The organism is uncultured Bacteroides sp. (assembly GCF_949298305.1).
Taxonomy (GTDB): Bacteria; Bacteroidota; Bacteroidia; order Bacteroidales; family Bacteroidaceae; genus Bacteroides.
Window position 1 is genome coordinate 1 of the sequence record NZ_CASFWU010000030.1, and the last position, 25,713, is coordinate 25,713.

The window sequence follows — 25,713 nt, forward strand, 5'->3', positions numbered from 1 at the left end:
GCATGAGAAATATGGCGGTTCGGAACAGTCCGGCTTTTTCTTATCCATTGCCCGTTCTCGTGCGAGTTTTATCCAATCTGTTGATAGTCAAATAAAACCCACCTGATTACAACAAATATAGTGAAATTGTTTGATATTTCCTCGTGTGATTTTGTAAGCATCTGTTGAACCGGCTCTGCTCAGGCGGGTGACGGGGATAGGATATTGTCACCCTGAAGGAAGGTTCTTTCTTCCTGTTATTCAGTCTGTTTGTTCACATCCCATCTGGTCGTGCCAGGGGAGGATGCCTGTTGGCCTGTTCGTTTTCGTATCCTGTTTCCTGACGTTAACGTGCTTGCAGTGAACGTTTTGATAGGATTGTGGGGAACGGTTGCGATTAGTTGCCTCCAGTGAGCGGATGTATTCTCGTGTTTTCTGATAATCGGTGTGGCCTCTCTTCTGCGGCACTTGCTGTTACTGTCTTGTAAATCCACTTCGCGAAAGGGTGGCACGTACGTATCCGCCGGCTCTTTTTTTCTGAATGATTGAGTAAGCGCGTGCCCTTATCCGTATTTTCTGTATATTTGGGTTCCGCAGGAGCGTGTTCCCCCTTTGTGGAAGAAATCAATTAACCGTGTTATGAAAAAGATAGAGATATTGTTTGTATGTTTGTGGATTGCCCTTGCCTTGCAGGCACAGGGCAATGCCGTGCTGGGAAATCTGCCGCAGGAGCATCCCCGCTACCTGACCACCCCGCAGGGCAAGGCGGAAACGTGGAAACTGATTGAAGAAGAGTCCTGGGCCAGGGACGTGTTCGACCAGCTCAGACAACGCACCGACGTTTATACCGCCCGCACCGAGGCCGAGCCGGACTGGCTGCTGTCCCGCCTGGCCATGTACTGGCACTCCCATGCCACGGAGGTTTACGTCAAGGGCGAGACCTTCGACCACGCCGGGGGCAAGAAGGCGCCCGTGCCCACCGTACGCTACACCGGCACGCGCGGCACGATGGCCACCTACGGCCGTCCGCGTCTGGAGGATGTGGTGCCCTACGACGACGATGCCGAGGGCAACGTCACCTTCCACAACAACACCCTGCCCGGCCGGCCGCTGGAGAAGGTACATCCCTCGAAGACCGGGCGCAACATTGAGAGCCTGAACCGCCAGATTATGGGCATTGCCCGCGATGCCGCCTTCCTCTACTGGATGACGGACGACGCGAAGTACGCCCGCCTGGCCGCCGGTGTGTTCGACACCTACATGCAGGGCATCTACTACCGCAACGTCCCCGTCGACCTGAACCACGGCCACCAGCAGACCCTGGTGGGCATGAGTTCCTTCGAGGTCATCCACGAGGACATCCTCTACGACCTCGTCCCCCTCTACGACTTCCTCCACGGCTACCTCAGCCGCCACTACGCCGACCGCATGGACATCTACGCCGCAGCCTTCAAGAAGTGGGCGGACAACATCATTGCGGGTGGCGTGCCCCACAACAACTGGAACCTGATGCAGGCGCGCTACGTGACGGACATCGCCCTGGTGCTGGACGACGACGACGCCTATGCCGACCGCAAGGGGCGGGGTTACTACATGGACTACGTGCTCAACCGCTCCAGCATCCGCCAGTGGAGCCTGAAGCGCCTGGCCGACTACGGCTACGACCCGCAGACGGGCATCTGGGCCGAATGTCCCGGCTACAGCAACGTGGTGCTGAACGACTACACCAGCTTCACCACCCTCTTCGACCGCAACTTGCAGACGGACCTCACCGCCGAGCTGCCCGTCATCCCCCGGGCCGTGGCGGCCACCCCGCAATACCTCTTCCCCAACCGCATGATTTGCGGCTTCGGCGACACCCATCCCGGCTACTTGAACACCACCCCCATTGTCCGCATGATACGCAACGCCCGTGCCAACGGCAAGCCGGAGCAGGAAGCCTTCTTCACGGCCATGCTGAAGTGCTTCGACCCCGAGGCCGGAGCGCGCCAGGAAGGCACGGGCCGCGTGCCTGTCTCCATCCACTCCTTCTTCGGCGAGCAGCCGCTGGAGCTTGATGAGAATATCCCGGCCGGACGGGTGGAGGACTACGTGTCGCCCTTGTTCCATGCGCCCAACGTCTCGTGGCTGGTGCAGCGCAACGGCATGGACGCGCGCCACAGCCTGATGGCCTCGCTCAACGGCAGTCTGGGCAACCACATGCACGCCAACGGCATCTCGCTGGAGCTTTACGGCAAGGGCTACGTCCTGGGCCCCGACGCCGGCATCGGGCAGTATCTGTACAGCGGCCTCGACTATCTGGAGTACTACTCCCAGTTCCCCAGCCACAACACGGTGTGCGTGGACGGCATCTCCTCCTATCCCGTGATGAAGAGCAACCACGCCTTCCGCCTCGCCTCCTGCTTCCCCCTGCCCGAGGCCGCCGCATCGCCTGCCGAGGACAAATTCCCCGCCGTCACCTACAGCTCCCTCGACTTCCGCGAGCCGGAGAGCCGTGCCGACCAGAACCGACTGACGGGCATCGTCACCACCGCCCCCGACGCGGGCTACTACGTGGACATCTTCCGCAGCCGCAAGGAACTGGGCGGCGACAAGATGCACGACTACTTCTACCACAACCTGGGCCAGACCCTGACGCTGACCGCCGCCGACGGCGCCGACCTTTCCCTGCAGCCTACCGAGGAGCTGGCCTTTGCCGGCGCCCACCTCTATGCCTATTCCTACATATACAATCAGTCCTGCGCCCGCACCGACCGCGATGTCAAGGCCACCTTCACCGTGCAGATGACCGACGGGGACGACATCTCCATGAACCTCTGGATGAAGGGCTCGCCCGAGCGCACCGTCTTCAAGGCCCTCAGCCCCATGACCGAAGGCCTGACCCGCACGCCTGACATGCCCTACAACATGAAGGAGCAGCCCACGCTGACCTTCGTGGCCCGCCAGGAAGGCGAGGCCTGGAACCGTCCCTTCGTGGCCGTCTACGAGCCTTCCACCGTCAAGGAACCCTCACGGATAGCCTCCGTCAGCTTCCCCGCCGTCACCTGCGACGAAGCGGGCAGCCACGTGGGCATCCGCGTGGAGCAGACCGACGGCCGCACCGACCTCATCCTCTCGTCCGACAACGCCTCCCACCTCTGCACCCTGGGCAACCTGAAGGCCGCCGCCACCTATGCCCTCTGGGGACAGCGCGGGGACACGGACTGCACCCTCTTCCTGGGCAACGGCACGAGCCTCCGTACGCCCGGCGTCAGCATCCGAGCCGAGCATCCCGTCAGCGTACTGCTGGAGCGCGACGGCAACCGCTGGTTCTACACGGCAACAGGCCCCTGCACGCTCACCGTGGACGGCCGCAAGCACACGGTCAAGGCAGCCACCGCGCGGCGCACCCTGCTGCGCTGAGGGCAAGACAATAGTGGTTAATGGTGAATGGTTAATGGTAAATGCCCTGCGGCGTGGTATATTTTTCAGACGCAGACGCGGATAGCGCAGATTTTAAATTAATATTCTGTGTAAATCTGCGTTAATCTGCGTAATCTGTGTTTCATTTACCACTAATCATTAACCATTCACCATTTATCATTATCCATTAACCTAAAGTATTACTCCCCCGTATGTAGGATATTTGTTTATCCTATATGCGGGGTAACTCTTGTCTATCCCGTAGAAAAGTTATATCTTAGCTGCTGCGTTGTACATCTTAGCCGTTCAGTTGTACATCTGGGCCGTTCAGTTGTATATCGCAGCCGCTGCTTTGTAGCTTTTCTGCCGTGACAGGGCAAACTTCCCTACGCATGAGGCAGGGGAATGTCCCACGGGTGGGGGAGGCAAGTCCTTCACGAAGGAACGGGAAGCCCGGGGCAGCGCGGACGGCATGTTTAACCCTTTATTCTTATTAATGCTATGGCCGAATATCAGATGCAGGAGCTGACCCTGCCTACCGAAGATGGAAAGAAAGTATTGTACCCGCGCATGAAGCTGTGGGGACAGGTGGATTTGGAGTACCTGGCACGTCACATCTGCCAGGCCAGTACGTTTACGCCCGGCGACATCGTCGGCCTGGTGAGGGCGCTGACGGAGGCCATCGCCTCCGAGATGGCGCGCGGCAACTCGGTGAAGGTGGACGGACTGGGCATCTTCACCCCTTCGCTGGGGCTGCGTCCGCAGGCCGAGGAGCAGCGCGAGCTGGCCGAGGGCGAGGGGAGGGAGTACCGACCCATTGCCACCAGCCTCTGCCTGCGCAACATCAACTTCCGTGCCGACAAGGCCTTCGTCAGCCAGACGGCCCGCCAGTGCCGCCTCAGCAAGTGCGAGTGGAAGCCGCGCCGTTCGTCCACGCGCTACACGCCCGAGGAGCGGCTGAAGCTGGCGCAGGACTTCCTGCAGGCACATCCCATGCTGACGGTGGCGGACTATTGCGGCCTGACCGGCCTGCTGCGCGACGCCGCCGCGCGCGAGCTGAGGCGCTGGAGCGAGACCGCCGGGACGGGCATCGGCTACAGCGGCCGCGGCTCCCACCGCGTCTATGTCCGCCGGGAGGACTGACGGCGGGGCTTCGTGTAGATGCGGCCCGCCTTCTTCTTTTTTCCGGGTCGGGGGGGTGTTGTTGTAAGTTTTCTCAACTTTGACTTCGTCGATTTTCAATTCGCAAGCTCAAGTTGCAGTTGACAAGCAACAAGTTGACGAGTTGACGAGCATGCAAGCCTTGTGGTCTTGCTGACTCGTTTCCTTGTCTCCTCAAAACAGTAGATAAGCCTTGTAGACTTGTTGACTGAAGCCTTGTCAACTAATAAGTTGAGCACTTGCGAAACTTAAATAAGTTTTTATTATATTTGCTGCACGTAAGAGACCCGAACGATGAAGAACACTTTCATTACCATATTATTCCTACTGCTTTCCCTCTTTTCGTGGGCCCGGCCGCAGGCCGATGTGTTCCGTGGCCTTTCCGTGTCCGACGGCCTTTCCGACCTGCTGGTTAACGTCATCTACAAGGACTCGGCAGGCTACGTCTGGCTGGGCACCGGCAGTTCGCTGGACCGTTTCGACGGCGTGCATGTGAAGCCCTATCCCATACCGGGCGGCAACGAGCAGCTGAAGCGGGTGAACGCCCTTGCCGAGATGCCCGGCGGGCGGCTGTGGATGGGCAACGGGGCGGGCCTGTGGCGCCTGAACCGCGAGACCGGCGCGCTGGAGCAGGTGGTGCCCGAGACCATCGGGTGCGCCGTCAACTGCCTGCTGAGCCTGCGCGGCGTGCTCTATGTGGGCACGGAGCGGGGGCTGTTCATTTACGACCGGGGCACTTTCGAACAGGTGTTGCTGGACGGCAACGTCTTTGCCACCGCCAACGCCGTCACGGCCATCTGCGAGGGCACAAAGGGCCGCCTCTGGCTGGCTACTCGCAGGGGGCTCTACGCCCTCTATCTCTCCGACCACTCCATCACGGCCTATCATAACGTCCTTTCCGACAAGCACCTCTGCTCCTTCCGCAACATGGCCCGCATCGGCGACGTGCTCTACCTGGGCACCATGGAGCAGGGCATTGTCCGCTTCGACACCCGCACGGGGCAGTTCTCGCCCTACGTCAACGTGGGGTGCAACGTCATTTCCTCGCTCTCGTCGGACGGGAAGAGCCTGCTCTATGTGGGCACGGACGGCAACGGCGTCCACTTTGTCGACGTGGACCGTGGCGAGGTGGTGCGCTCCATGCGCCACGAGGCGGGCAACGACGCCAGCCTGCGCTCCAACTCGGTCTACTCCCTGCTGGTAGACCGCGACGGCATCATCTGGGTGGGCTTCTACCAGTTCGGCCTCAACTATACCCTCTACCAGAACGACCTTTTCTCCGTCTACGCCTATCCGCCCCATTTCGACTCCAAGGACATGCCCATCCGTGCCATTGCCATCAACGGCGACGAGAAACTGATAGGCTCGCGCGACGGCCTGTTCTACATCGACACGCGGCGGGGCATTTACCGTAGCTTCAGGGCTCCGCAGCTGCGCTCCGAGATGGTTTTCTGCATCCTGCATTATGAGGGCGAGTACTACGTGGGCACGTATGGCGGCGGCATGTATGTGTTCAATCCGCAGACGCTGTCGTTGCGTGACTTCGACGCCTCCCGCCAGATTCCTTTCCAGAAGGGCCATGTGTTCTGCCTGCGCGAAGATGCCGCCCACCGGTTGTGGATAGGTACCTCGGCGGGTCTGTACTGTTATCAGGACGGTGCGCTGTCCCACTATACCAGCGGCAATTCCAAGCTGCCCGACGGCAATGTCTATGAAATCTATTTCGACTCGGCCGGCAAAGGGTGGATATGCACCGAGAACGGCATGTGCATCTGGGACCCTTCTTCCTCCAGCCTGCGCACCGACATCTTTCCCGAAGGCTTCGTCCACAAGGAAAAGATACGGGTGGTTTACGAAGACGCTGCCCACAACCTCTATTTCTTTCCCGACAAGGGAGCCCTGTTCCTGTCCGACCTGACCATGAATGCCTTCCGCCGCCTGCAGCCGGGCACGCCCCTGGAGGGAAGGGACGGCCTTTTCATCATTGAGGATGCCGCCCAATGGCTGTGGATAGGCACGAGCGACGGTCTCTTCCACTACGACAAGCGGGACAACTTTGTGCCTTACAACTTCGTCGACGGCATTCCCAGCTCCATCTTTACCCTCTGTCCGCCCGTGCTCGATGCGTCCGGACGCCTGTGGCTGGGCAATTCCAAGGGACTGGTCTATATGGATGTGGCCGACGTTGACCACCGGGAAGAGAACCTGCCGCCTGTCCGCGTGACCGATGTCCACGTGAACGGCAAGTCGGCCCCCAATCCGGTAGAGGAGCAGGCCGACGGGAGTTGCCGCATCTCGCTGAGCTCTTCGCAGAAGAACGTCACCTTCTGCTTTTCCGATTTCACCTATACGGCTCCCGCCTACATGTCCTACGAGTACAAGCTGGAAGGGAAGGACGAGAACTGGGTGGCCGTGACGGGGCGCTCGGACGTTACCTATTACAACCTGCCTTCGGGCAGCTATCTGTTCAAGGTGCGCCGCATGGGCGAACCGGCTTCGGAAGACCGGCTGACGGTGAGCATAGCCCCTCCCTTCATGCTCTGGGCGGTGCTGGGCTTTGCCTTTGTGGCTTTTGTGTGGGGTGTGCTCTACATGGTGCGCCGCAAGCGGGAGGCCAGACCGTCCGTACAGGCCATACCGGCCGGAGCCCCCGTGCAGCAGCCTCAACCGTTGCCCCAACCGCAGGCCGTGGAAGCCGAAGCGCCCAGGCTCATGCCTGCCGAAGAGAAGTACAAGAGCATCAAGGTGGATGCCGATGAATGCCAGCGGATGCTGGAACGGCTGGACGAGCTGATGCGTAAGGAAAAACTCTATACAAACCCCGAACTGAAGATAGCCGACCTGGCCGCCACGCTCCATACCACGACCCATCTGTTGTCCTATCTGTTCAACCATCACCTGAACCGCAACTACTACGACTTCCTCAACGACTACCGCATCGAGGAGTTCAAGCGGCTGGTGGCAAGCGAGGAGTATGCCAAGTACACCCTGGCCGCCCTGGCCGAGCTGTGCGGCTTCAGTTCGCGTGCCTCTTTCTTCCGCTATTTCAAGAAGGCAACCGGTATCACTCCCAACGAATACATCCGCAATCTGGGGGCTCCTAACGAGTGAAATATCCCTCCGGGAGTCTCAAATTATCGTTTGAGACTCTCAGTCTCATTTCGTTAATCGCTTGTTGTATAGGTGATTGGCTCTGATGTAGTCTGAAACGATTAGTTGAGATTGGTTTGGACCCCTCAAAGGCTTGTTTCTCTTTTTTCTCCTTTATATTTGCATTGTGATTAGTAACAGAAACGATTAACCAAAGGTCTGAAAAAATGGAAGACACCCCGATGACATCCCCCCAACTCATTGCCGAAGCCTACCGGCAGCTTCAGCCTTCGGTCCTCCTTTACATATTATATAAGGTAAACAACCGGGAGGAAGCCGAAGACCTGACCCAGGATGTATTTCTCCGTCTGATGGATTACAGCCGGATGCTCCGTCCCGAAACGGTCAAGTGTTTTATCTTTACCATTGCCCGCAACCTGGTGTACGACTACCTGCGCCGCTACTACAAGGCACAGGAGGTTACCTCTTATATATACGACCGCGCCGAGACCGCAACCCGCGACACGGAGAGCGGCATCCTGGCCCGCGACCTGCAAGCCTGCGAAGTGGGACGGATGAGGCTGCTTCCTCCCCAGCGCCGCAAGGTTTATGCCCTGAGCCGCTTCGGCGGCAAGTCGGCTGCCGACATTTCCCGCGAGCTGGGCCTGTCCCGCCGCACGGTCGAAAACCATCTCTTCATCAGCCGCAAGGAAATACGTGAATATATGCAACAATGTATATAGATTGAACAGACAGGAGTACGGCCCTCCGATGACTGGAGGAGAATACTGCGCAGCTTCTTCTTTCCATCCGTCCGCCGTCCTGCCTCCCGTGGAACTAATAATAGTGTGTTAATTTTAAATTGATAAGTTATGAGGAATGAATTTCTGAAATTCTCATCGAAAAGAATTTTGTTCTCGGCAGCTCTGGCTTCCGCCCTCTGTGCGGGTAGCCCGCAGATGGCATTTGCACGCATAGACGGCGTGCAGGCAGTCATGCAGGCCGGAACAGTGAAAGGAACGGTCGTTGACGCTGCGGGTGAACCGGTCATCGGCGCCAACGTCATGGTGAAGGGTACCACCAACGGCACCATCACCGATGTGGAGGGCAACTTTAAGCTGGACAACGCCCGGGGCACGCTGGTCGTTTCGTTCATTGGATATAAGACGCAGGAAGTGGCCGTGAAAGGCAACGAGACCAACCTGAGGATAGTGCTGAAGGAAGACTCCGAGCTGCTGGATGAAGTGGTGGTAGTCGGCTACGGCACCATGAAGAAGGAGTCGCTGACGGGTGCCGTCACGGCGGTGGACCAGAAGGCCTTCCAGGGAAAGGGCAGCCTGTCCAGTCCCTTGCAGGCCTTGCAGGGCCAGGTGGCCGGTGTGATGATTACCCGTGGCTCTTCCGCCCCCGGCGACGAGAGCTGGAACCTGAACCTGCGCGGCGCCGTCTCCATGAACACGACCGAGCCGCTGATTATCATCGACGGCGTGGCCTACGAGAGCGCCAACGAACTCCGCCTCATCAACCCCAACGATATTGCCTCCATCAGCTTCCTGAAAGACGGGTCGGCTGCCATCTACGGGTCGCGTGCGGCCGGTGGCGTTGTGCTGATTACGACCAAGAAGGGAGCCGAGGGGAAAGTGAAGGTGGAATACAGCGGCAGCGCCACACTGAAGACCCTGGGCCTGATGCAGGAGGCCATGAACATAGACCAGTGGACCGAAGGGGTGATGACCGCCCTGCGCAACGACAACCAGACCGGCCACAGCTTCTATACCTACGCCCAGCTGGCACAGAAGTACAAAGGCGGCTACATCGACCTGCAGACTTCGGCCAACCCCTTCGGCACGGCAGCCTTCACCGATGTGTCCGACTTCGTATTCGACGATGACATCGACTGGCTCGGCACCCTCTTCGGCAACACCTGGAGCACGGAGCACAGCCTGGCCGTTTCGGGCGGCACGGACAAGTCCTCCTACCGCATTTCGCTGAACTACCTGTACGACGGCTCCACCCTTCAGTTCGGCAACAACAACAACCAGCGCTACAACTTCCGCATGAACAATACCTACAAGTTCACCGACAAGCTGAAGCTGGAGTCGGTCATTGCCTACAACCGCCAGGAGCAGGTGGCACCCACGCAAATCAATTCCGTCCTGTCCAATACCCTGCCCATGCCCGGTCTGCCCTTCGAGAGCATGAACGGCAAACCCTACATGTGGGGAACCTGGGGCTCGCCCGCGGCCAAGGCCGAGTATGGCGGCGACAACAAGCTGAAGGTTTCGGCCATCAACATCAGCGAGACCCTGAACTGGGAACTCACAGACTGGCTGACGGCCAATGCCAACGTGGGCTACAACACCAGCACGGCACAGCGCGACGTGGTGCAGAACGCCATCACCTATTACAACTACGTGGGCAACAAGGTCATCAACACCGAGCCTACCCAGGTGAACTCCTACTACAAGCAGACAAGCTCGCGCACCGACTTCTACTCCGTGTCGGCCTACCTGGCTGCCAAGAAGACTCTGGCCGGGAAGCATAACCTGAGCCTGACCGTGGGTACCCAGTACGAGTTCAAGGACTACACCTACTTCGGCGTGCAGGTGAAGGACATCCAGGAGGGCATCGAGATTGTACACGGTTCGGGCGACGTCACCCTGAGCGGCGACGAGAAGCGCTACCAGAACACCGTCCTGTCCTACTTCGGCCGCTTCAACTACGACTACGACGGCCGTTACCTCTTCGAGCTGAACGGACGCTACGACGGCTCCTCCAAGTTCCGTCCCGAGAACCGCTGGGCCGCCTTCTACGGCCTGTCTGCCGGCTGGCGTCTGAAGCAGGAGGCCTTCCTGGCGGATGTGGACTGGCTGAGCGAACTGAAGCTGCGCGCATCCTATGCCGAGGTAGGTAACCAGAGCGGCATCGACAACTACGACGGCTACCAGTTCTACAACCTCATTGCAGCCGGCGGAGACGGGGCATACATCGGCTCCAACAAGCTGTCCTACATCAAGACCAACGGCAACCGTGCCTCCCTGAACCGCACGTGGGAACGCATCAAGAATTACAACGTGGCCGTAGACTTCGGCTTCCTGAACGGCAGGCTCACCGGTACGGTGGAAGCGTTCCTGAAGAAGAACGACAACATGCTGATAGACATCACCTATCCCGGCCTGCTGGGCGACAAGGCGCCCAAACAGAACAGCGGTAAGTTCAAGGACTGGGGATATGAAGGCTCGCTGAACTATCGCGGCAGCATCAATGACATCAACTATCACGTAGGCGGCACGTTCACCTTTGCCCGCAACGAACTGACCGATTACGGCGGCACCACCGTGCTCTCCTCGGGCTACAAGTCGACGATGCAGGGCTATCCGCTGAAGTCCATCTTCGGTCTGCGCTACGGCGGCAAGATTCAGAACGAAGAGCAGTTGCAGGCCTATCTGGACAAGTACTACGAAACCAACGGCCTGAACATGCCCTACGAACTGCGCGTGGGCGACAACATGTATTGCGACGAGAACGGCGACGGCGTGCTCGACGAGAAGGACTACATCTACCTGGGCAGCGACATCCCCGAAATCTCCTATTCGTTCAATCTGGGTGCCGACTGGAAAGGCTTCGACGTGAACATCGTCTTCCAGGGCAGCGCCAACCGTTTCGTCTACCGCGACATTGACAACATGACCGTCCCCTTCCGCGGCTACTACACCAACACCAGCACTGCCTCCATAGGCAACACCTGGAGCCCCGAGAACCCCGATGCCTACTATGCGCCTTACACGGCCGTGGGCACCATCAACAACTGGAACTACCAGCCCTCCACGCTGACGGCCCAGGACGGCCGCTATCTCCGTCTGAAGAACGTCGCCATCGGCTACACCTTCCCCGCCGCCCTGCTGAAGAAGACGGGCGTGTTGCAGGGAGCACGCATCTATGCCACGGGTACCGATCTCTGGGAGACCACCCGCATCAAGGACGGCTGGGATCCCGAGGCCGCCGCACAGGACCAGAAGGGTGTGAAGCGTTATCCGTTTACACGTAACTTTACTTTCGGCGTTAACTTAACCTTTTAAACAAGCAATGAATATGAAACTGAGACAATATATCACCACGGCCTGCATCTCTTCACTGGCTTTCCTGGCAGCCTCCTGCCTGGACCTGGAGCCGAAGGACTCCCTGAGCGACAACAACGTCTGGAACAAGGCCGACAACTTCCAACTGTTTGCCAACCAGTTCTACGGCTGGACACGCGATTTCAGTTCCGCCATAGGCGACAATGTACACAGCGACTTCCGCTCCGACCTGGTCTGCGCGTCCACTCCGAACATATACAGCCAGGGCACGAACTCCATCCCCACGAGCGACGGCAACTATACGGGCAACTACACCAAAATCTATTATACCAACCTCCTGCTGAAGAATGCCGCTTCCTTCGGTGACCAGGCGGCCATCGCCACCCCGATGGGCGAAGCCTACTTCTTCCGTGCCTACTGCTACTTCGAGCTGTTGCAGATTTACGGCGACGCCATCATCGTAACCGAGCCGCTGGATACGGACTCCGAACAGCTCTACGGAACGCAGAACGACCGCAGCGAGGTGGCCGACCAGATTATCAGCGACTTGAACCGTGCTGCCGAACTGCTTCCCGAAACCACCTCCGAGGCCGGACGGGTGAATCGGTACGTGGCACTGGCCATGCTGTCGAGGGTGGCTCTCTACGAGGGTACCTGGCAGAAGTTCCATACCAACGGCATGAACGCCACCACCAACACCGAGCGCAGCACCCAACTGCTGGCCACGGCCCGCGATGCTGCCGACGAGGTCATCAAGAGCAACCGCTATAAACTGTTCTACAACGAGACACTGGGCGACCAGAGCTACCGCTACATGTTTACGCTGGAAGACGGGGCACAGTGCAACCCCGCCAACCTGTCCAAGGCCGACAACACCGAGTACATCTTCATGCGCCGCCACCGCAACGGCGACAAGACGGCCTACAACCTGACCCATGCCGTCTGCAACTCGACCTGGATTACGCGCAAGATGGCCAACATGTATCTGTGCTCCGACGGTCTGCCCGTCGAAAAGTCGCCGAAGTTCCAGCAGTATGGCAGTACCACCTCCGAATTCCAGAACCGCGACAACCGCATGAACAACAACATGCTCTACCAGGGCGAGACCTTCTGGGACAACGAGGCCACCACCTGCCGCCTGTCCTGGACCGACGCCGACCTGGAGCGTGCCCGTGTGGCCAAGGTGTACAGCGGCAGCGGCTACCAGAACCAGAAGTACGGAGCCGAGCGCAGAGTGGATGATTACTACGAGAGCTTCGACTTCCCCTTGCTCCGCTATGCCGAGGTGCTCCTCAACTACGCCGAGGCAGTCTACGAGCTGGACGGCAGCATCTCCGACGCCGACCTGGACTATTCCCTGAACCTGGTCCGCCTGCGTGTCAATCCCGACATGCCCAAACTGAGCAACGGTCTGGTGACAGCCAACGGGCTGGACATGCGCGAGGAAATCCGTCGTGAGCGTACGGTCGAGTTCTTCTTGGAGGGACACCGCATCGACGACCTGAAGCGCTGGTGTACGGCCGAGGTCGAAATGCCGCAGGACATGCTGGGAGTGAAGTGGAAAGGCGTGACGGAGTTCGAGGCCAATTGGTCCAACACGGGCCGCTCGACCAATGCCGACGGATGCCTCATCATGTACACGGACCGTGTATGGAACAGCCGCAACTACCTCTATCCGCTGCCCTCCGACCAGTTGCAGCTCAATCCCCAGCTGAAGCAGAACCCGGGCTGGGGCGCACAATAACCTTCGGGAGTCTGCCAAGAAAAAGAAAGTCTAACCATTAACGAGTACATAGTTATGAAACATATATTGAGATACGGATTGGGTTGCATGTGGGCGTCGCTGTTTACGGCTTCGTTTGTAGCATGCGAGGACGATGTTACCGGTGGAGACCTGGTTCCGGTCAATTATCCGGCATCGGTAGAAATGATATTGCCCGAGTCGGCGGCTCCGCTGGTCTATCAGGAGGGCACGGTACAGGTATTGCCCCTTGTCAAAGGCGAGAGCCTGACGCTGGGCTGCGTGGTGAAACCCGATGACGCCACGTCGAAGGACGTGGTCTGGAGCACCAGCAACGCATCGGCCGTGACGGTGGATGCCGAAGGACACATCCAGGCGGTGAGTGGCGCGGGCGACGGCTATGCCATCGTCACCGTGGCTCCCGAGGCCAGCTACTCCGGGGCCGGACTGGGAAGCTCGCTCAAGGTGACCGTGGCCGAGCAGCTGGTAAAGGCCGAACGGATAGAACTTACCTCGGCTGCCGACCAGGTCTATGCCGGCGAGACCTTGCAGCTCTCCCTGGCCATCTTCCCCGAGGACGCCACCTATAAGACGGTGAAGTGGACCTGTTCCGATGAGGCCGTGGCTACGGTGGACTCCAAGGGCCTTGTCACCGGTCTGGTGAACGACGAGATACATGCCCGGGTGACCATCACCGCCACCTCGCTGGACGGCGGAAACGTGGTGGGGACCAAAGAAATCATGGTGAACCAGATTGTACAGCCGCAGGAAATCAGCATCAGCCAGGACTGCTCTGCGGGCAACGGCTACCTCTTCGCCATTGCCGACAAGAAAGTCACGCTGGACTATGCCACCGTGCCCGAGGACTGCACCAAGTCGCTCATCCGGTGGACTTCGAGCAACGAGGCCCTGGCCACCGTTGAGGGCGGTGTCGTCACCTTCAACCAGGCGGGTGTCTTCGGCGACGTGACCATCACGGCCGTCTGTCCCGAGACGGGCGACAAGGACGAAATCACCTTGCACATAGAGGAAGGTCTGGTGCGCGAACTCTTCCACGATCCCGACAACTATGGCTGGTACAACGCCAAGCAGAGCGGAAACGGCACCAGCAGTTCGCACGAGTGGAGCTACGGCAAGGTGACCGTGACCACCTATACGCAGAATGCCACCAAGCAGAGGGGTGACTTCCGTTGCTGGAACGCCAAGACCTGGCTCCACGCAGGCTACTATCCCATCTTTGCCATCCGCATGCAGGACGTGAAAGATCTCTACGACGGCGTCACGGCGCGCAACATCACGCTCGACGCTTCGGGCTCGTGCGCCGGCACCAACTTCAGCGGCGGTCTGGACGGCAACAACAACAAGTGGCTGCACGACTACAAGTGCAGTGACGGAAGCCACGTCTTCATCTACGACCTGAGCAAGCAGAAGTGGGCCAACGGAGGCGTATTGCCGACGACGGCGGTGGCCGAGTTCAGCACCCTCCAGTTCAAGTATGCCGACATCGCCACGCTGACCACACAGGTCACCTACGACGTCTACTGGGTACAGTCGTTCAAGACCATCGAGGACCTGCAACGCTACGTGACGGAGGTCGAGGGACTGACATACGAGGTGGTGAAGTAATCTGCTGTACCGAATTCTTACGGGCTTGGCGGAGCGGCATGCCCGGTGGCGTCCGCTCCGGCAGGAAGTGCCCCTGAGGGCCTTCCGGAAGGGGGGTATCTCAGTATACGACTGAGGGTGCCTAAGTATACGACCGAGGGTACCTAAGTATACGACTGAGGGTGCCTCTGTATAGGAGGCTGGTCCGATGCCCCCGATGCGCACCCCGACAGACGGCCGTACCGTCTCCGCCAGACCCTTTGAATTGTAAACTTAAATCAACGTCCGGACTCCCCCTGCCGCAACAGGCGGCGGGCAGACCCGGACACTTAAAAGAGAGAACAATGAAGAAAACATTTATTTCAGCCGTCGTGCTTTCCATGTCGCTGGCACTGACGCAACTCTCCTGTATGGAGAACGAACACGGCATCGTAGACCTGACGATGCCCGATGACGACGGACAGGAGGAAGTCTATGTCCCCGTTTCGGCCCAATACACCTACCAGCACCCCTGTGCCATGTTCAACCAGGCCGACTTCGACCGCGTGAAGAAAAGCCTGGACGACGCTACGGCCCCGCAGGCGGTGAAGGATGAGTTCACCCTCCTGAAGAACAGCCGCTACACGGTGCTGCCCTACACCCCCTCGCCGCTGGAGTACATTGTCCGCGGCGACGGCACGGGCATCACCTCCGACGGCAAGGAACACTATCAGGAAGCCATGAACGACGCGGCCGCCGCCTACCAGATGGCTCTGCTGTGGAAGCTGACGGGCGACACCCGATATGCCGACAACTCGGTGCGGGTGATGAACGAGTGGGCCGCGCAGTGCAAGGGCATCCGTGCCAACGACAACAACAAGTTCCTGGCGGCGGGCGCGCAGGGCTATACCTTTGCCAATGCCGCCGAAATCATGCGCAACTATGAAGGCTGGCAGGCCGCTGACTTCCGCGCGTTCCAGACCTGGATGGTGGATGTGTTCGCCTCCATGAACCGCGACTTCATGGACAACCACGGCGGCAACTGCGACGACCACTACTGGTCCAACTGGGACCTGGTGAACATGTGCTCCTACCTTGCCATCGGCATCCTGACGGAGAACAACGACATGGTGAACTACGTGGTGAACTACTTCTACGACGGCGTGGGCAACGGCTGCATCAAAAAACTGGTGCAGGGCACCTTCGACGATCCCCTGGGCAGCGGCGAGCTGATAGCCCAGAACCAGGAGAGCGGGCGCGACCAGGGACACGCCATGATGTCCGTGGCCGTCACGGCCAACCTCTGCCAGATGGCCTATACGCTGCTGCAATGCAATCCTTCCGTCAGCCAGCTGGATTTCTTTGCGGCCCATGACAACCTGATGATGCAGATGGGCGAATACACCGCTCTGTTCAACCTGCGCGACGGTTCCGACCAGCTGAACCAGGGCGGCAACTGGCTGGTGGAAGCCACCCGGATGCCTTTCAACGAATACAAGTATTGCGTGGACTGCAGCTGCAAGGACAAGAACCATAGCGCCGTCCATACGTCGGCGGCCAACGACGAAGGCCGGGGCAAGCTCCGTCCGGGGTGGGAAATCTACTACAACCACTACGCCAAAATCAAGAAACTGGGCAGTGGCTACACTTATGCGCAGAAGGCAGCCGAGAAGATGCGTCCCGAAGGCGGCGTGGACGGCAACAGCCGCTACGGCACCAACAGCGGCGCCTTCGACCAGCTGGGGTGGGGCACGCTGATGCTCTACCGCGAATAGGTGCGGAGGACGGACCGACGTCCCGGCAGGGGAGTGGCACACAGGAAACGCCGGCCGGGCAGATGTCCGCAGAGCGGAAATGCGTGATTGCAGGAAGCTGGATTTGTAACTGGAGTTTCAAAATTACTATTTCTCCGGGAGTTAAGAAGTTATGGAAGTGATTACTTTGCTTTGCTTCGTTAGAAGTGAAAGCCGATAGAAGCATAAAAGGAAATCTCCGGTAGCACATCTATCGGCCTTTAACTCCTGAGCCCGCCTGGCGGGCGGTAACTTCTTCTAACTTCTTTAACTCCTGCAAGTTCCGGTGGAACCGGAACTTGGATTCCTGATAACCTGCCCGCTCCGTGCAGCCCGTGTGCCACTCCTGTTTTTCACACAACCCGGAACGTGGCCGCCGGCCGTCCGGATGCAGGCAGATGATGGGTTCCGGGCGGTTGGCCGTCTGGAGGGCGTCTGTGGGCATCCGGGCGGCTTTTCGTGTTTTATAACAGGTGTAGGGAGGTGGATGGAAAGTTTTTCCGTTCGCAGGTTAGGCGTATCTTTGCCTTTGTTCGTATTCTGTCATATAAGTCGTATTTTGGAATCTAAAACATATAGAAGAATGAAACGGAAAAAGATACTTGGAATGTTATGTATCTGGTTGGGATGCGCCTGCGGCGCGGCAGCACAAAGTCAAAACCGATTGGTCACTTATCCCGCTCCCGAGGGCGTGGAGATGAAGGAGGACTTCTGCGTCAGCGTGCGGCAGGCGGGGACGGACGAATGGCAGGCGGTGGACACGTATGCCGTCAAAGTGGACGAGGTGAGGGATACCAAACACCATGTGGAGAAGGCCTCGCTGGGCTATTTTGACTTCGCGGGCGAGGTGGAAGTCCGGGTGCGGTATCGCCTCGGGCGGATAGAGACGGCTCGGGTGCGGCCCCTGTCCTACGGCATCGTCCCCGAGGTGACGGACAGCACGCTGACCTTCCGGCTGGATGCTCCGCGCAATCTCTCGGTGGAGGTAAACGGCGACATTTTCCACAACCTCCATCTGTTTGCCAACCCCATCGATGCGAACAATCCCTTGGAGGGTACGACGCTGAAGAAGCTGAAGCGCCGCCGCGACCTGATTTATTTCGGCCCCGGCCTGCACCGCCTGCCGGGCGACACGCTCAACGTCCCCTCGGGCAAGACGGTCTATGTGGCCGGCGGGGCGGTGGTCTATGGCTGCATACGGGCCGTGAACGCACGCGACGTGCGAATCCTGGGCCGTGGACGGGTGCACCCCGAAGGACGCGGGGCGGGCATCAGCATCATCAACTCGCGTAACGTGCTGGTCGACGGACTGATTTCCACCCAGTGCCCCACGGGCGGGTCGGACAGCGTGACCATCCGCAACGTGAAGGTCATCAGTTCCTACGGCTGGGGCGACGGACTGAACGTCTTTGCCAGCAACAATGTCCTCTTCGACGGCGTGTTCTGCCGCAATTCGGACGACTGTACCACGGTCTACGGCACCCGCATGGGCTTCGTGGGCGGCTGCCGCAACATCACCATGCAGAATTCCACGCTGTGGGCCGACGTGGCCCATCCCATCTTCATCGGCATCCACGGCAATGTGGAGAACCCCGAGGTGCTGGAGAACCTGAACTACGTCAACATCGACATCCTGGACCACAAGGAGAAACAGCTGGACTACCAGGGCTGCCTGGCCATCAATGCGGGCGACAACAACCTCATCCGCCGCGTCCGTTTCGAGAATATCCGTGTGGAGAACTTCCGTCAGGGACAGCTGCTGAACCTGCGCATCTTCTATAACAAGAAGTATTGCCGGGCCCCGGGTCGCGGCATCGAGGACGTCCTTTTCAAGGACATCACCTACACGGGCGACCATGCCGAGGTGTCGCAGATTATCGGCTACGACCGGGAACGGCAGGTGAAGAACATCCGTTTCGAGAACCTGGTCATCAACGGCGTGCGCATTGCCGACAACATGCCCGGCAAACCCGCCTGGTACAAGACGGGCGACATGGCCCGCATCTTCGTGGGCGAACATACCGGGGCGGTGGTGTTTGAGTGAGTCTGGAGCGGGCGGCTCCTGGAGACGATTGCTCGGGGAAGGAAGGTTTCTGAAGTGGCGGGCGAGGGGGACGGCGGAATGGAAAAAGGGTGGGGGCAGTGTTTGCACAATCCAAACTTTCTGCCTATCTTGCCGCTCGTTCCTGCGGCTGTGACGGCTTGCGGGGAGTTAAATTGCTTTGTGCCGCCTTATGAAGAATGTGATAGAAACCATGAATGCCTTGTACCCGATTTCGGGGGACACCATACGGATGCTGGAGGAGTGCGTCACGCTGTGCCGCTTCCCCAAGAAGCATCTGCTGATTAGGGAGAATACGTTCAGCCGTTCGGCCTATTTTATTGAGGAAGGAATGACCCGTTCCTACTGGCTGGTGAACGGTGAGGAGATAACGACCTCCTTCTCGTGCGAAGGAGGCATCGTCTTCAGCATGGACGAGCTGTATTACAACCGTTTGAGTGAAGAGTTCGTTGAGACGCTTGAAGAGGTGGTGGCTTACCGGATAGCCTTGACGGATTTGAACCGGCTATTCCAGACCAATCTTGAACTGGCCAATTGGGGGCGCATCATTCATCAGAATGAGTACCGCCGCCTGCACCGTTCGCACAAGGAGCGGCTCACGCTGCCTGCCAAAGAACGCTACGAGGCCTTTCGGGAACAGTTTCCGCAGGTGTGCCGTCGTGCCAAGCTGGGCTATATCGCTTCCTATCTGGGCATCACCCTGCCCACACTCAGCCGGCTGAGGAAAACCCTCTGACAGGCCAAAGACCTGATACAAATTTTTGTCGCAGGACAAATGTTTCTATCTTCGGGTTGTGTAACTTTGTGCCCGTTATCAATCTTTGTATCATGAAAAACATCACTTCTTCCGCTTCGTTTGCCGACTCCAAACCTCATTACGACATCCTCGACGGATTGCGGGGGGTAGCGGCATTGCTGGTCATCTGGTATCACGTCTTCGAGGCTTTTGCCACCAGCCCCCTGGACCAGGGTTTCAATCACGGCTATCTGGCCGTAGACTTTTTCTTCGTACTTTCCGGTTTTGTGGTGGGCTATGCCTACGACGACCGCTGGAAGCGGATGCGCATGAGGGACTTCTTCAAGCGCCGCCTCATCCGTCTGCACCCCATGGTGGTGATGGGAGCGCTGCTGGGGGTGGTGACCTTCGTGGTGCAGGGGTGTGTGAAGTGGGACGGCACGCCGGTCCCGTTCTCCCACGTGATGCTGGCCATGCTGTTGGGCCTCTTCCTGATACCCGCCTTGCCGGGTTCGGCTCCCGAGGTGCGTGGCAACGGTGAGATGTTTCCGCTCAACGGCCCCAGCTGGTCGCTCTTCTTTGAATATATCGGCAATCTGCTTTATGCCCTCTTTCTCCATCGTCTGTCCACGCGGGCACTGGCGGTGCTGGTGGCGGTGGCGGGTGCGGGGTTGGCCTCGTTTGCGCTGTTCAACCTGTCGGGCTTCGGACACCTGGGAGTGGGGTGGTCGCTGCTGGACTATAATCTGCCCGGCGGTCTGCTGCGCATGACGTTTTCCTTTTCGGCCGGCCTGCTGATGTCGCGTGTGTTCAGGCCGGTTCACATCCGTGGCACCTTCTGGTGGTGCAGTCTGGGCGTGGCTGTCCTGCTCTGCATTCCCCATCTGGGCGCCGACGGAACCCTGTGGCACAACGGCCTTTACGATTCGCTCTGCACCCTGTTCTTCTTCCCCCTGCTGGTGTGGCTGGGTGCGTCCGGTCGGACAACCGACCGGGGTTCCACCCGCATCTGCAAGTTTCTGGGCGACATTTCCTATCCGCTCTACATCATCCACTATCCCTTCATGTACCTGTTCTATGCCTGGGTGTGGCGCGAGGGGCTTTCCTTCTCTCAGGCGTGGCCGATGGCAGTTGCCGTCTTCGTGGGCAGCATCCTGCTGGCCTGGCTCTGTCTGAAGCTCTACGACGGACCGGTCCGCCGTTGGCTCAGCCGGAAATTCCTGGAGCGCAGAACGGGTAAGTGATGTCGGTTTGCAGGTTTTCTTTTGCCGAAGTGTGCAGGCATCCGGTTTTTTTCTTATTTTTGCATACCTTATTTGCATTAATTAAAGAAAAACAAGAGAATGCCTTTGGTAAGATTCATTTGGATGTTAGTGCTGCTGTTTGCCGTGGCAGGAAGAATTTTTGCAGACGATTATACGATTGCCACTGTTGGCATTGATGAAACGACTTGCCGTTTTGATGACAACCGTGTCAATGCCATCTACCGGGACTCGGACGGTTTTGTTTGGGTGGGAACGGGAAGTACGGTGGAACGTGTGGGCGGACGTCATTCGCTGACGTATCATTTTGCCGAGAAGAATACGGGTACGGCTCCGGCTCCGTTCCTGGTGAATGCACTCCTCGAAACCCGTAAGCACGAGTTCTGGGCAGCCACCATTCAGGGCGTGTGGCGCATGAACCATGCCAATCATCAGATGGAGCGGATGTTTGCCGACGAAATCAACTTCCCCGTGCAGGCTTTGGACAAGGATGATGCTGGCCATCTCTACATAGCGACTTCCAACGGACTTTACATTTACGACGGTAAGGCACTCCGTCACATCGTCATGGACGAGAAAAACACCCTTTCCAGTCGCAACCTGATTATGGATATGGCTGTGATTACTCCCAGCGAGGCATGGCTCTTGACGGCAGACGGCCTGGTGCTGTGTGACAGCCCTTCGGGTGCGTTGCGTCCTTATCGTTGTCTTCTCCCAGCCCGTGGAGCTTTGCGCTGTCTGCTGAAGCGGGCAGACAAACTGTACATCGGCACGCAACTGGGCGAGGTAATAGCTTTCGACCTCAACCGCCGCACATTCTCCCCCTTCTGGACGAGTGGTTTCCAGGTGCCGGTTGTGGCGTTGGATGCGAAAGACGACCTGCTGGGCGTGGCCACCAAGGGAAAGGGACTTTTTCTGCTTTCGTTGCCGGACGGACAGACCTTGCAGAATTTTGCCTACAACGGAGAGCAGGGCCAGGGGTTGCTTTCCAACATGCTTTCTTCGCTGCTCTTCTTGAACGATGAAATCTGGTGCGGTACGGATTACTATCAGGGATTGAACTTGCTGAAGAAGAAGAATACTTCTTTCAGCCGATATGAAAAAGGCTTTTTAGGCCGTCGGGATGTCTTCGTACGAAGTCTGCTGAAGACAGCCCGCTATACATTTATCGGTACGCGCGAGGGCTTTTATTGTGTGGACGAACGAAACGGGGAAATCCATCTGGTCAACGTTTCGCGGTCTGAAGGAGGACGTTTACGTTCCAACCTGATTTTTTCCTTTTTCGATAACGGCGGTGAGGTCTGGATTGGTACTTGTGGTGGTGGATTGTCTGTTTTCAATCCCGATGACGGAACTTTCAGCGACACGCCGCTGACGCAGGCCTGTGCCTCTAATGACATATTCATGTTTCTGGACGACGGAGAGGACCGGATATGGCTGGCTGCTTCCGACGGGCTTTATTCTTATGATAAACGTACGGGGAACATCCGCGAATACAACGCCTCGGGCAGCGGAATGCCGGGAAATATCGTTTACGGCATTTGCATTGATTCGAAGCAACGTTTCTGGGTAGGGACGGACAAAGGGGTGGCCTTGTTCGACCGCAACACCGGGCGTTGCTCATCGGACGGTTTGCCTCCTCTTTGTTCCGAGGCCGTCCGTACCATTTACGAGGGGCGGGACGGCACGTTGTTTTTCTGCTTGCTCAACAACCGCCTGCTGGTGGCTGACGGCGGATTGAAAGACTTCCGTTTGATGGATTCGGTAGAATGCCATACGGTGATGCAGGATAGTTTGGGCTTTTACTGGTTGGGAGCGACGGCCGGTTTGCTGCGGATGGACGAAGACCTGGACGGCTATCGGCTTTTCAGCATGGAAGAAGGATTGTCCGTCAGTTCCGGAGCGCCTATTATGAAGGATAAGGACGGCCAGTTATGGGTTTGTGCCACGAAAGGGGTTTATACGGTTGTGCCGCGCCAGGAATACACGGCTTCGGTGGTAAGTATTACGGAAATGCGGGTTAACGGCAAACCCCATGCCGACCATTATGCGTTGTGCTCTGATACGTTGCTTGTTTTGGAGCCGGACGAGAATACGGTGACTTTTCAGTTCTTCTCTTTGGGCTATCGCGAGCCGGGTCAGGTCAGATACCAGTACATGCTCGAAGGCAAGGATTCTACTTGGGTCGACCTGAGCGGTGAAGATAAGGTCTCGTTTTTCGGCTTGCCTTCGGGGCAGTATAAGTTCAGGGTACGCGAATACATGAACCGCGATTCAGAAGATACCGTTTCTTTTGTAGTCAGTGCGCGGCAATCGTGGTTGCTTTATGCGGCTGTGTCCGCTGTCGTGCTGGCTGTGTTGGCCGGTGTCGTTTACAGATTCCGGCGCAGGAGCCCCGCTGCTTTAGCCGTTCCGGTGGAAATGCCGGTGCAGGCTGTACAACCGGCTCAACCGTCAGAAACCGAGCCCGAGGCTATGCAGCCGTCTGTGGAAGGTTACTCCAAGTTGAGCGAGGCCGAGGCGCAGGCCGTCATCACGGCCTTGAAGCGCTACATGGACGAGCAGGAGCCTTACCTCAATGTAGACCTGGAGCAGTCCGATGTGGCGGCAGCCGTGGGCTATCCCACTTATCTGCTGTCCGCCGTATTCACCCACCACCTGAAGATGGGCTACTACGACTTTGTCAACAGCTATCGGGTGGAGCGTTTCAAGCGTTCGGTGGCCGAGGGGCTTCACAAGAAATACACGCTGGTCACCCTGGCCGAGAAGTGCGGCTTCAAGTCGAAAGCCTCCTTCTTCCGTGCCTTCAAGAAGTTCACGGGCAGCACGCCGAGCGAGTATATCCAGCAGCACGGCGGGGAGTAACATGCTTGTCAGAGCATAGCGGCGATTTTGCGAACTTGCGCCAGTTTCTCCATGAACGACTGGTCTTTACGGGCATTCTGCATGTTATATTTCAGTTGTAAACGCATTAAGGGTTCTGCTTCTACTCCCAAAGCAGCCTCAAACAGCAACGCAGTTTTCTCCGTTAGCGGGCGGTGGGCATTGAGTATTTCGTTAAGTACGGAATATTGCATGCCCATTTGTTCTGCCAGTTTCCGTTGAGATATCCCCCTGTATTCGATTTCTTCTTTCAGGATTTCTCCAGGATGTGTCGGGTAGGCGGGCTTTAACTGGTTGGCACACATTTCTGTTTTCTTTTCGGTATCCATCTTTTTATTTATTGATAGTGGTTAGACAAATCTGTTATGTTGCATATTGTTGCAAGGATTTCACCGTCTTTTACTTTTTCTTCAAACTCTATTCTGTATTGATCATTGACCCGTACTGATGAAAGCCCTGCTTTATTCCCTTTCAGCTTTTCGTAGTTTAACGAATTGTAGTTTAAAAGAGATTGTACATTCGGTAGTTCTATCATCAGGTCAATAATCCGGATGTATTTACGGATTATCTGTGGTTGGTATCGGTGTTTTTTGTCGGATACCCCTTCTGTGTATAATTGTTCTAAATACTTTTCGTTGAAGTAGATTTCCATCTGATGCCCTTTTACAACGTTATTATACTCAAGTTTCGGATTTGGTATTTTGCTAGAAGTTAAGAAGTTATAGAAGTTATCACTTCGCTTTGCTCTGTTAGAAGTTAAAGCCGATAGTCTTGCAACAGGAAAAATTAGCAGTAACAGGTCTATTGGCCTTTAACTTCTAAGCCCGCCTTGGCGGGCGATAACTTCTTCTAACTCCTCTAACTCCTTCAAATTTCGGTAAAACCGAAATTTGAATTATTATATTGCAAAGATATGATTCTTTTTTGAATATTCGCAAAAAAAGCGAATGTTGTGTATATTAGAGTGAGCATTCAGTTCGTTTAAGTCTCTCTTTAGCGTTCCCAAGTCCCTCTTTAGGAATTTAACGACGCTTGTGATAGCCGTGGTCGGCACTTGCACGGCTTCTCGGCAACAGGTTTGGTTTCATAACTTCGTTCTTCATGCTTTGTTTCCGTTTGACCGTTTCCGTAGGCGGATTGTATCTTTGCAGAATCTGTCTTGTCTGTATTCATCTGTTCATAGATGCATGATGACACAAAAAAAAGAAAAATGGACTCTCTTAACATTTTGCTGGAAAAATGCTACATTTGTCGATATGAAAGCGACAATTCAGTCACTCCTGCTCATCTGTGTCCTGCTTTGCTTCTGCCATTGCGGGCATCAGCCCTATCCGCAGTCGTTGATGATGGCGGACAGTCTGGCAAGCGCCTGTCCGGACAGCGCTGTCTCTTTGCTGAAAAGCATAGCGGGCACCATGCAGGATGAGCCGGAAGCCACACGGATGTATTACCGCCTGCTTTGTATCAAGGCAAACGACAAGGCATACATCGAGCACACTTCGGACAGCCTGATACTCCCCGTGCTACATTATTATATAGAGAAGAATGACAAACGGCACCTGCCCGAGGCTTATTACTATGCCGGGCGGGTCTATCGCGATTTGGGCGACGCGCCGCAGGCATTGGAGTATTTTGAAGAAGCATTGGAGGCTTTGCCCGAAGAGGGTAAATACCCATTGAAGGGTAAGATTTACAGCCAGATGGGGATGCTGTTTCTATATCAAGGCTTATACAACGAAGCATTGGGTGTATTCAAAAAAAGGCATATATGCAATGTAGAGTTAAAAGATAGTGTTGGCATGGTTTACACGTTAAGAGACATGGCCGATGCCTATCGTAATATAACGTGAGTTCGATATAAAATTAAAAGATAGTAAGTTGCCCGTCATTGATAAACTTTACATCAATGGCGGGTTTCTTCTCAAAAAAGCAATATGCCGC

General features: G+C 57.0%; 15 protein-coding genes. 13 read left to right on the forward strand and 2 right to left on the reverse strand.

Annotated features, from left to right (window positions below):
* The first annotated feature begins 618 nt into the window (after positions 1-618).
* The 12 genes from Q1Y74_RS05780 to Q1Y74_RS05835 all read left to right on the forward strand — a co-directional run bounded on the left by Q1Y74_RS05780 (position 619) and on the right by Q1Y74_RS05835 (position 23,754).
* The gene (locus Q1Y74_RS05780; protein ID WP_300812826.1) at positions 619-3,381 is read left to right on the forward strand and encodes a heparinase II/III family protein; all 2,763 of its coding nucleotides are present in this window, start codon (positions 619-621) and stop codon (positions 3,379-3,381) included.
* 501 nt (positions 3,382-3,882) lie between these two features.
* Complete coding sequence (locus Q1Y74_RS05785) at positions 3,883-4,524, forward strand: HU family DNA-binding protein (RefSeq protein ID WP_300812828.1); 642 nt, start codon at positions 3,883-3,885, stop codon at positions 4,522-4,524.
* Between the two features lie 312 nt (positions 4,525-4,836).
* On the forward strand, positions 4,837-7,653 hold the full coding sequence (locus Q1Y74_RS05790; protein ID WP_300812829.1) for a two-component regulator propeller domain-containing protein: 2,817 nt from the start codon (positions 4,837-4,839) through the stop codon (positions 7,651-7,653).
* Positions 7,654-7,859: 206 nt separating this feature from the next.
* Positions 7,860-8,375 (forward strand): sigma-70 family RNA polymerase sigma factor, encoded by a 516-nt coding sequence (locus Q1Y74_RS05795; protein ID WP_300812831.1) that lies wholly within the window; start codon positions 7,860-7,862, stop codon positions 8,373-8,375.
* A gap of 129 nt (positions 8,376-8,504) precedes the next feature.
* Positions 8,505-11,711 carry a TonB-dependent receptor gene (locus tag Q1Y74_RS05800; RefSeq protein ID WP_300812834.1) on the forward strand — a complete coding sequence of 1,069 codons (3,207 nt, stop codon included), beginning with the start codon at positions 8,505-8,507 and terminating at the stop codon, positions 11,709-11,711.
* A 13-nt stretch (positions 11,712-11,724) separates the two neighbouring features.
* Positions 11,725-13,455 (forward strand): RagB/SusD family nutrient uptake outer membrane protein, encoded by a 1,731-nt coding sequence (locus Q1Y74_RS05805; protein WP_300812835.1) that lies wholly within the window; start codon positions 11,725-11,727, stop codon positions 13,453-13,455.
* Positions 13,456-13,509: 54 nt separating this feature from the next.
* Positions 13,510-15,078, forward strand: a complete 1,569-nt coding sequence (locus Q1Y74_RS05810) for a DUF4979 domain-containing protein (RefSeq protein ID WP_300812837.1) — start codon at positions 13,510-13,512, stop codon at positions 15,076-15,078.
* A 323-nt stretch (positions 15,079-15,401) separates the two neighbouring features.
* A complete protein-coding gene (locus Q1Y74_RS05815; RefSeq protein WP_300812839.1) occupies positions 15,402-16,811 on the forward strand; it encodes an alginate lyase family protein in 1,410 nt (469 codons plus the stop codon).
* 601 nt (positions 16,812-17,412) lie between these two features.
* Positions 17,413-18,873 carry a glycosyl hydrolase family 28 protein gene (locus Q1Y74_RS05820; RefSeq protein ID WP_300812840.1) on the forward strand — a complete coding sequence of 487 codons (1,461 nt, stop codon included), beginning with the start codon at positions 17,413-17,415 and terminating at the stop codon, positions 18,871-18,873.
* Positions 18,874-19,063: 190 nt separating this feature from the next.
* Positions 19,064-19,627, forward strand: a complete 564-nt coding sequence (locus Q1Y74_RS05825) for a Crp/Fnr family transcriptional regulator (RefSeq protein ID WP_300812843.1) — start codon at positions 19,064-19,066, stop codon at positions 19,625-19,627.
* 92 nt (positions 19,628-19,719) lie between these two features.
* Complete coding sequence (locus tag Q1Y74_RS05830; RefSeq protein ID WP_300812845.1) at positions 19,720-20,871, forward strand: acyltransferase; 1,152 nt, start codon at positions 19,720-19,722, stop codon at positions 20,869-20,871.
* 105 nt (positions 20,872-20,976) lie between these two features.
* Positions 20,977-23,754, forward strand: a complete 2,778-nt coding sequence (locus Q1Y74_RS05835; RefSeq protein WP_300812847.1) for a two-component regulator propeller domain-containing protein — start codon at positions 20,977-20,979, stop codon at positions 23,752-23,754.
* An 8-nt stretch (positions 23,755-23,762) separates the two neighbouring features.
* Here Q1Y74_RS05835 and Q1Y74_RS05840 read toward each other — a convergent pair whose 3' ends face one another.
* Positions 23,763-24,101, reverse strand: a complete 339-nt coding sequence (locus tag Q1Y74_RS05840) for a HigA family addiction module antitoxin (RefSeq protein ID WP_300812849.1) — start codon at positions 24,099-24,101, stop codon at positions 23,763-23,765.
* Between the two features lie 8 nt (positions 24,102-24,109).
* Positions 24,110-24,424 carry a type II toxin-antitoxin system RelE/ParE family toxin gene (locus Q1Y74_RS05845; protein WP_300812850.1) on the reverse strand — a complete coding sequence of 105 codons (315 nt, stop codon included), beginning with the start codon at positions 24,422-24,424 and terminating at the stop codon, positions 24,110-24,112.
* A gap of 604 nt (positions 24,425-25,028) precedes the next feature.
* Between Q1Y74_RS05845 and Q1Y74_RS05850 the strand changes: the two genes are divergently transcribed.
* Positions 25,029-25,622, forward strand: a complete 594-nt coding sequence (locus Q1Y74_RS05850; protein ID WP_300812852.1) for a tetratricopeptide repeat protein — start codon at positions 25,029-25,031, stop codon at positions 25,620-25,622.
* The last annotated feature ends 91 nt before the right edge of the window (positions 25,623-25,713 follow it).

What these genes read in the sequence shown, in the direction of transcription:
- Q1Y74_RS05850 (WP_300812852.1), top strand. Translation starts at nt 25,029, where the DNA reads ATGAAAGCGACAATTCAGTCACTCCTGCTCATCTGTGTCCTGCTTTGC.
- Q1Y74_RS05805 (WP_300812835.1), top strand. Translation starts at nt 11,725, where the DNA reads ATGAAACTGAGACAATATATCACCACGGCCTGCATCTCTTCACTGGCT.
- Q1Y74_RS05810 (WP_300812837.1), top strand. Translation starts at nt 13,510, where the DNA reads ATGAAACATATATTGAGATACGGATTGGGTTGCATGTGGGCGTCGCTG.
- Q1Y74_RS05825 (WP_300812843.1), top strand. Translation starts at nt 19,064, where the DNA reads ATGAAGAATGTGATAGAAACCATGAATGCCTTGTACCCGATTTCGGGG.
- Q1Y74_RS05780 (WP_300812826.1), top strand. Translation starts at nt 619, where the DNA reads ATGAAAAAGATAGAGATATTGTTTGTATGTTTGTGGATTGCCCTTGCC.
- Q1Y74_RS05800 (WP_300812834.1), top strand. Translation starts at nt 8,505, where the DNA reads ATGAGGAATGAATTTCTGAAATTCTCATCGAAAAGAATTTTGTTCTCG.
- Q1Y74_RS05785 (WP_300812828.1), top strand. Translation starts at nt 3,883, where the DNA reads ATGGCCGAATATCAGATGCAGGAGCTGACCCTGCCTACCGAAGATGGA.
- Q1Y74_RS05840 (WP_300812849.1), bottom strand. Translation starts at nt 24,101, where the DNA reads ATGGATACCGAAAAGAAAACAGAAATGTGTGCCAACCAGTTAAAGCCC.
- Q1Y74_RS05845 (WP_300812850.1), bottom strand. Translation starts at nt 24,424, where the DNA reads ATGGAAATCTACTTCAACGAAAAGTATTTAGAACAATTATACACAGAA.
- Q1Y74_RS05820 (WP_300812840.1), top strand. Translation starts at nt 17,413, where the DNA reads ATGAAACGGAAAAAGATACTTGGAATGTTATGTATCTGGTTGGGATGC.
- Q1Y74_RS05795 (WP_300812831.1), top strand. Translation starts at nt 7,860, where the DNA reads ATGGAAGACACCCCGATGACATCCCCCCAACTCATTGCCGAAGCCTAC.
- Q1Y74_RS05815 (WP_300812839.1), top strand. Translation starts at nt 15,402, where the DNA reads ATGAAGAAAACATTTATTTCAGCCGTCGTGCTTTCCATGTCGCTGGCA.
- Q1Y74_RS05830 (WP_300812845.1), top strand. Translation starts at nt 19,720, where the DNA reads ATGAAAAACATCACTTCTTCCGCTTCGTTTGCCGACTCCAAACCTCAT.
- Q1Y74_RS05790 (WP_300812829.1), top strand. Translation starts at nt 4,837, where the DNA reads ATGAAGAACACTTTCATTACCATATTATTCCTACTGCTTTCCCTCTTT.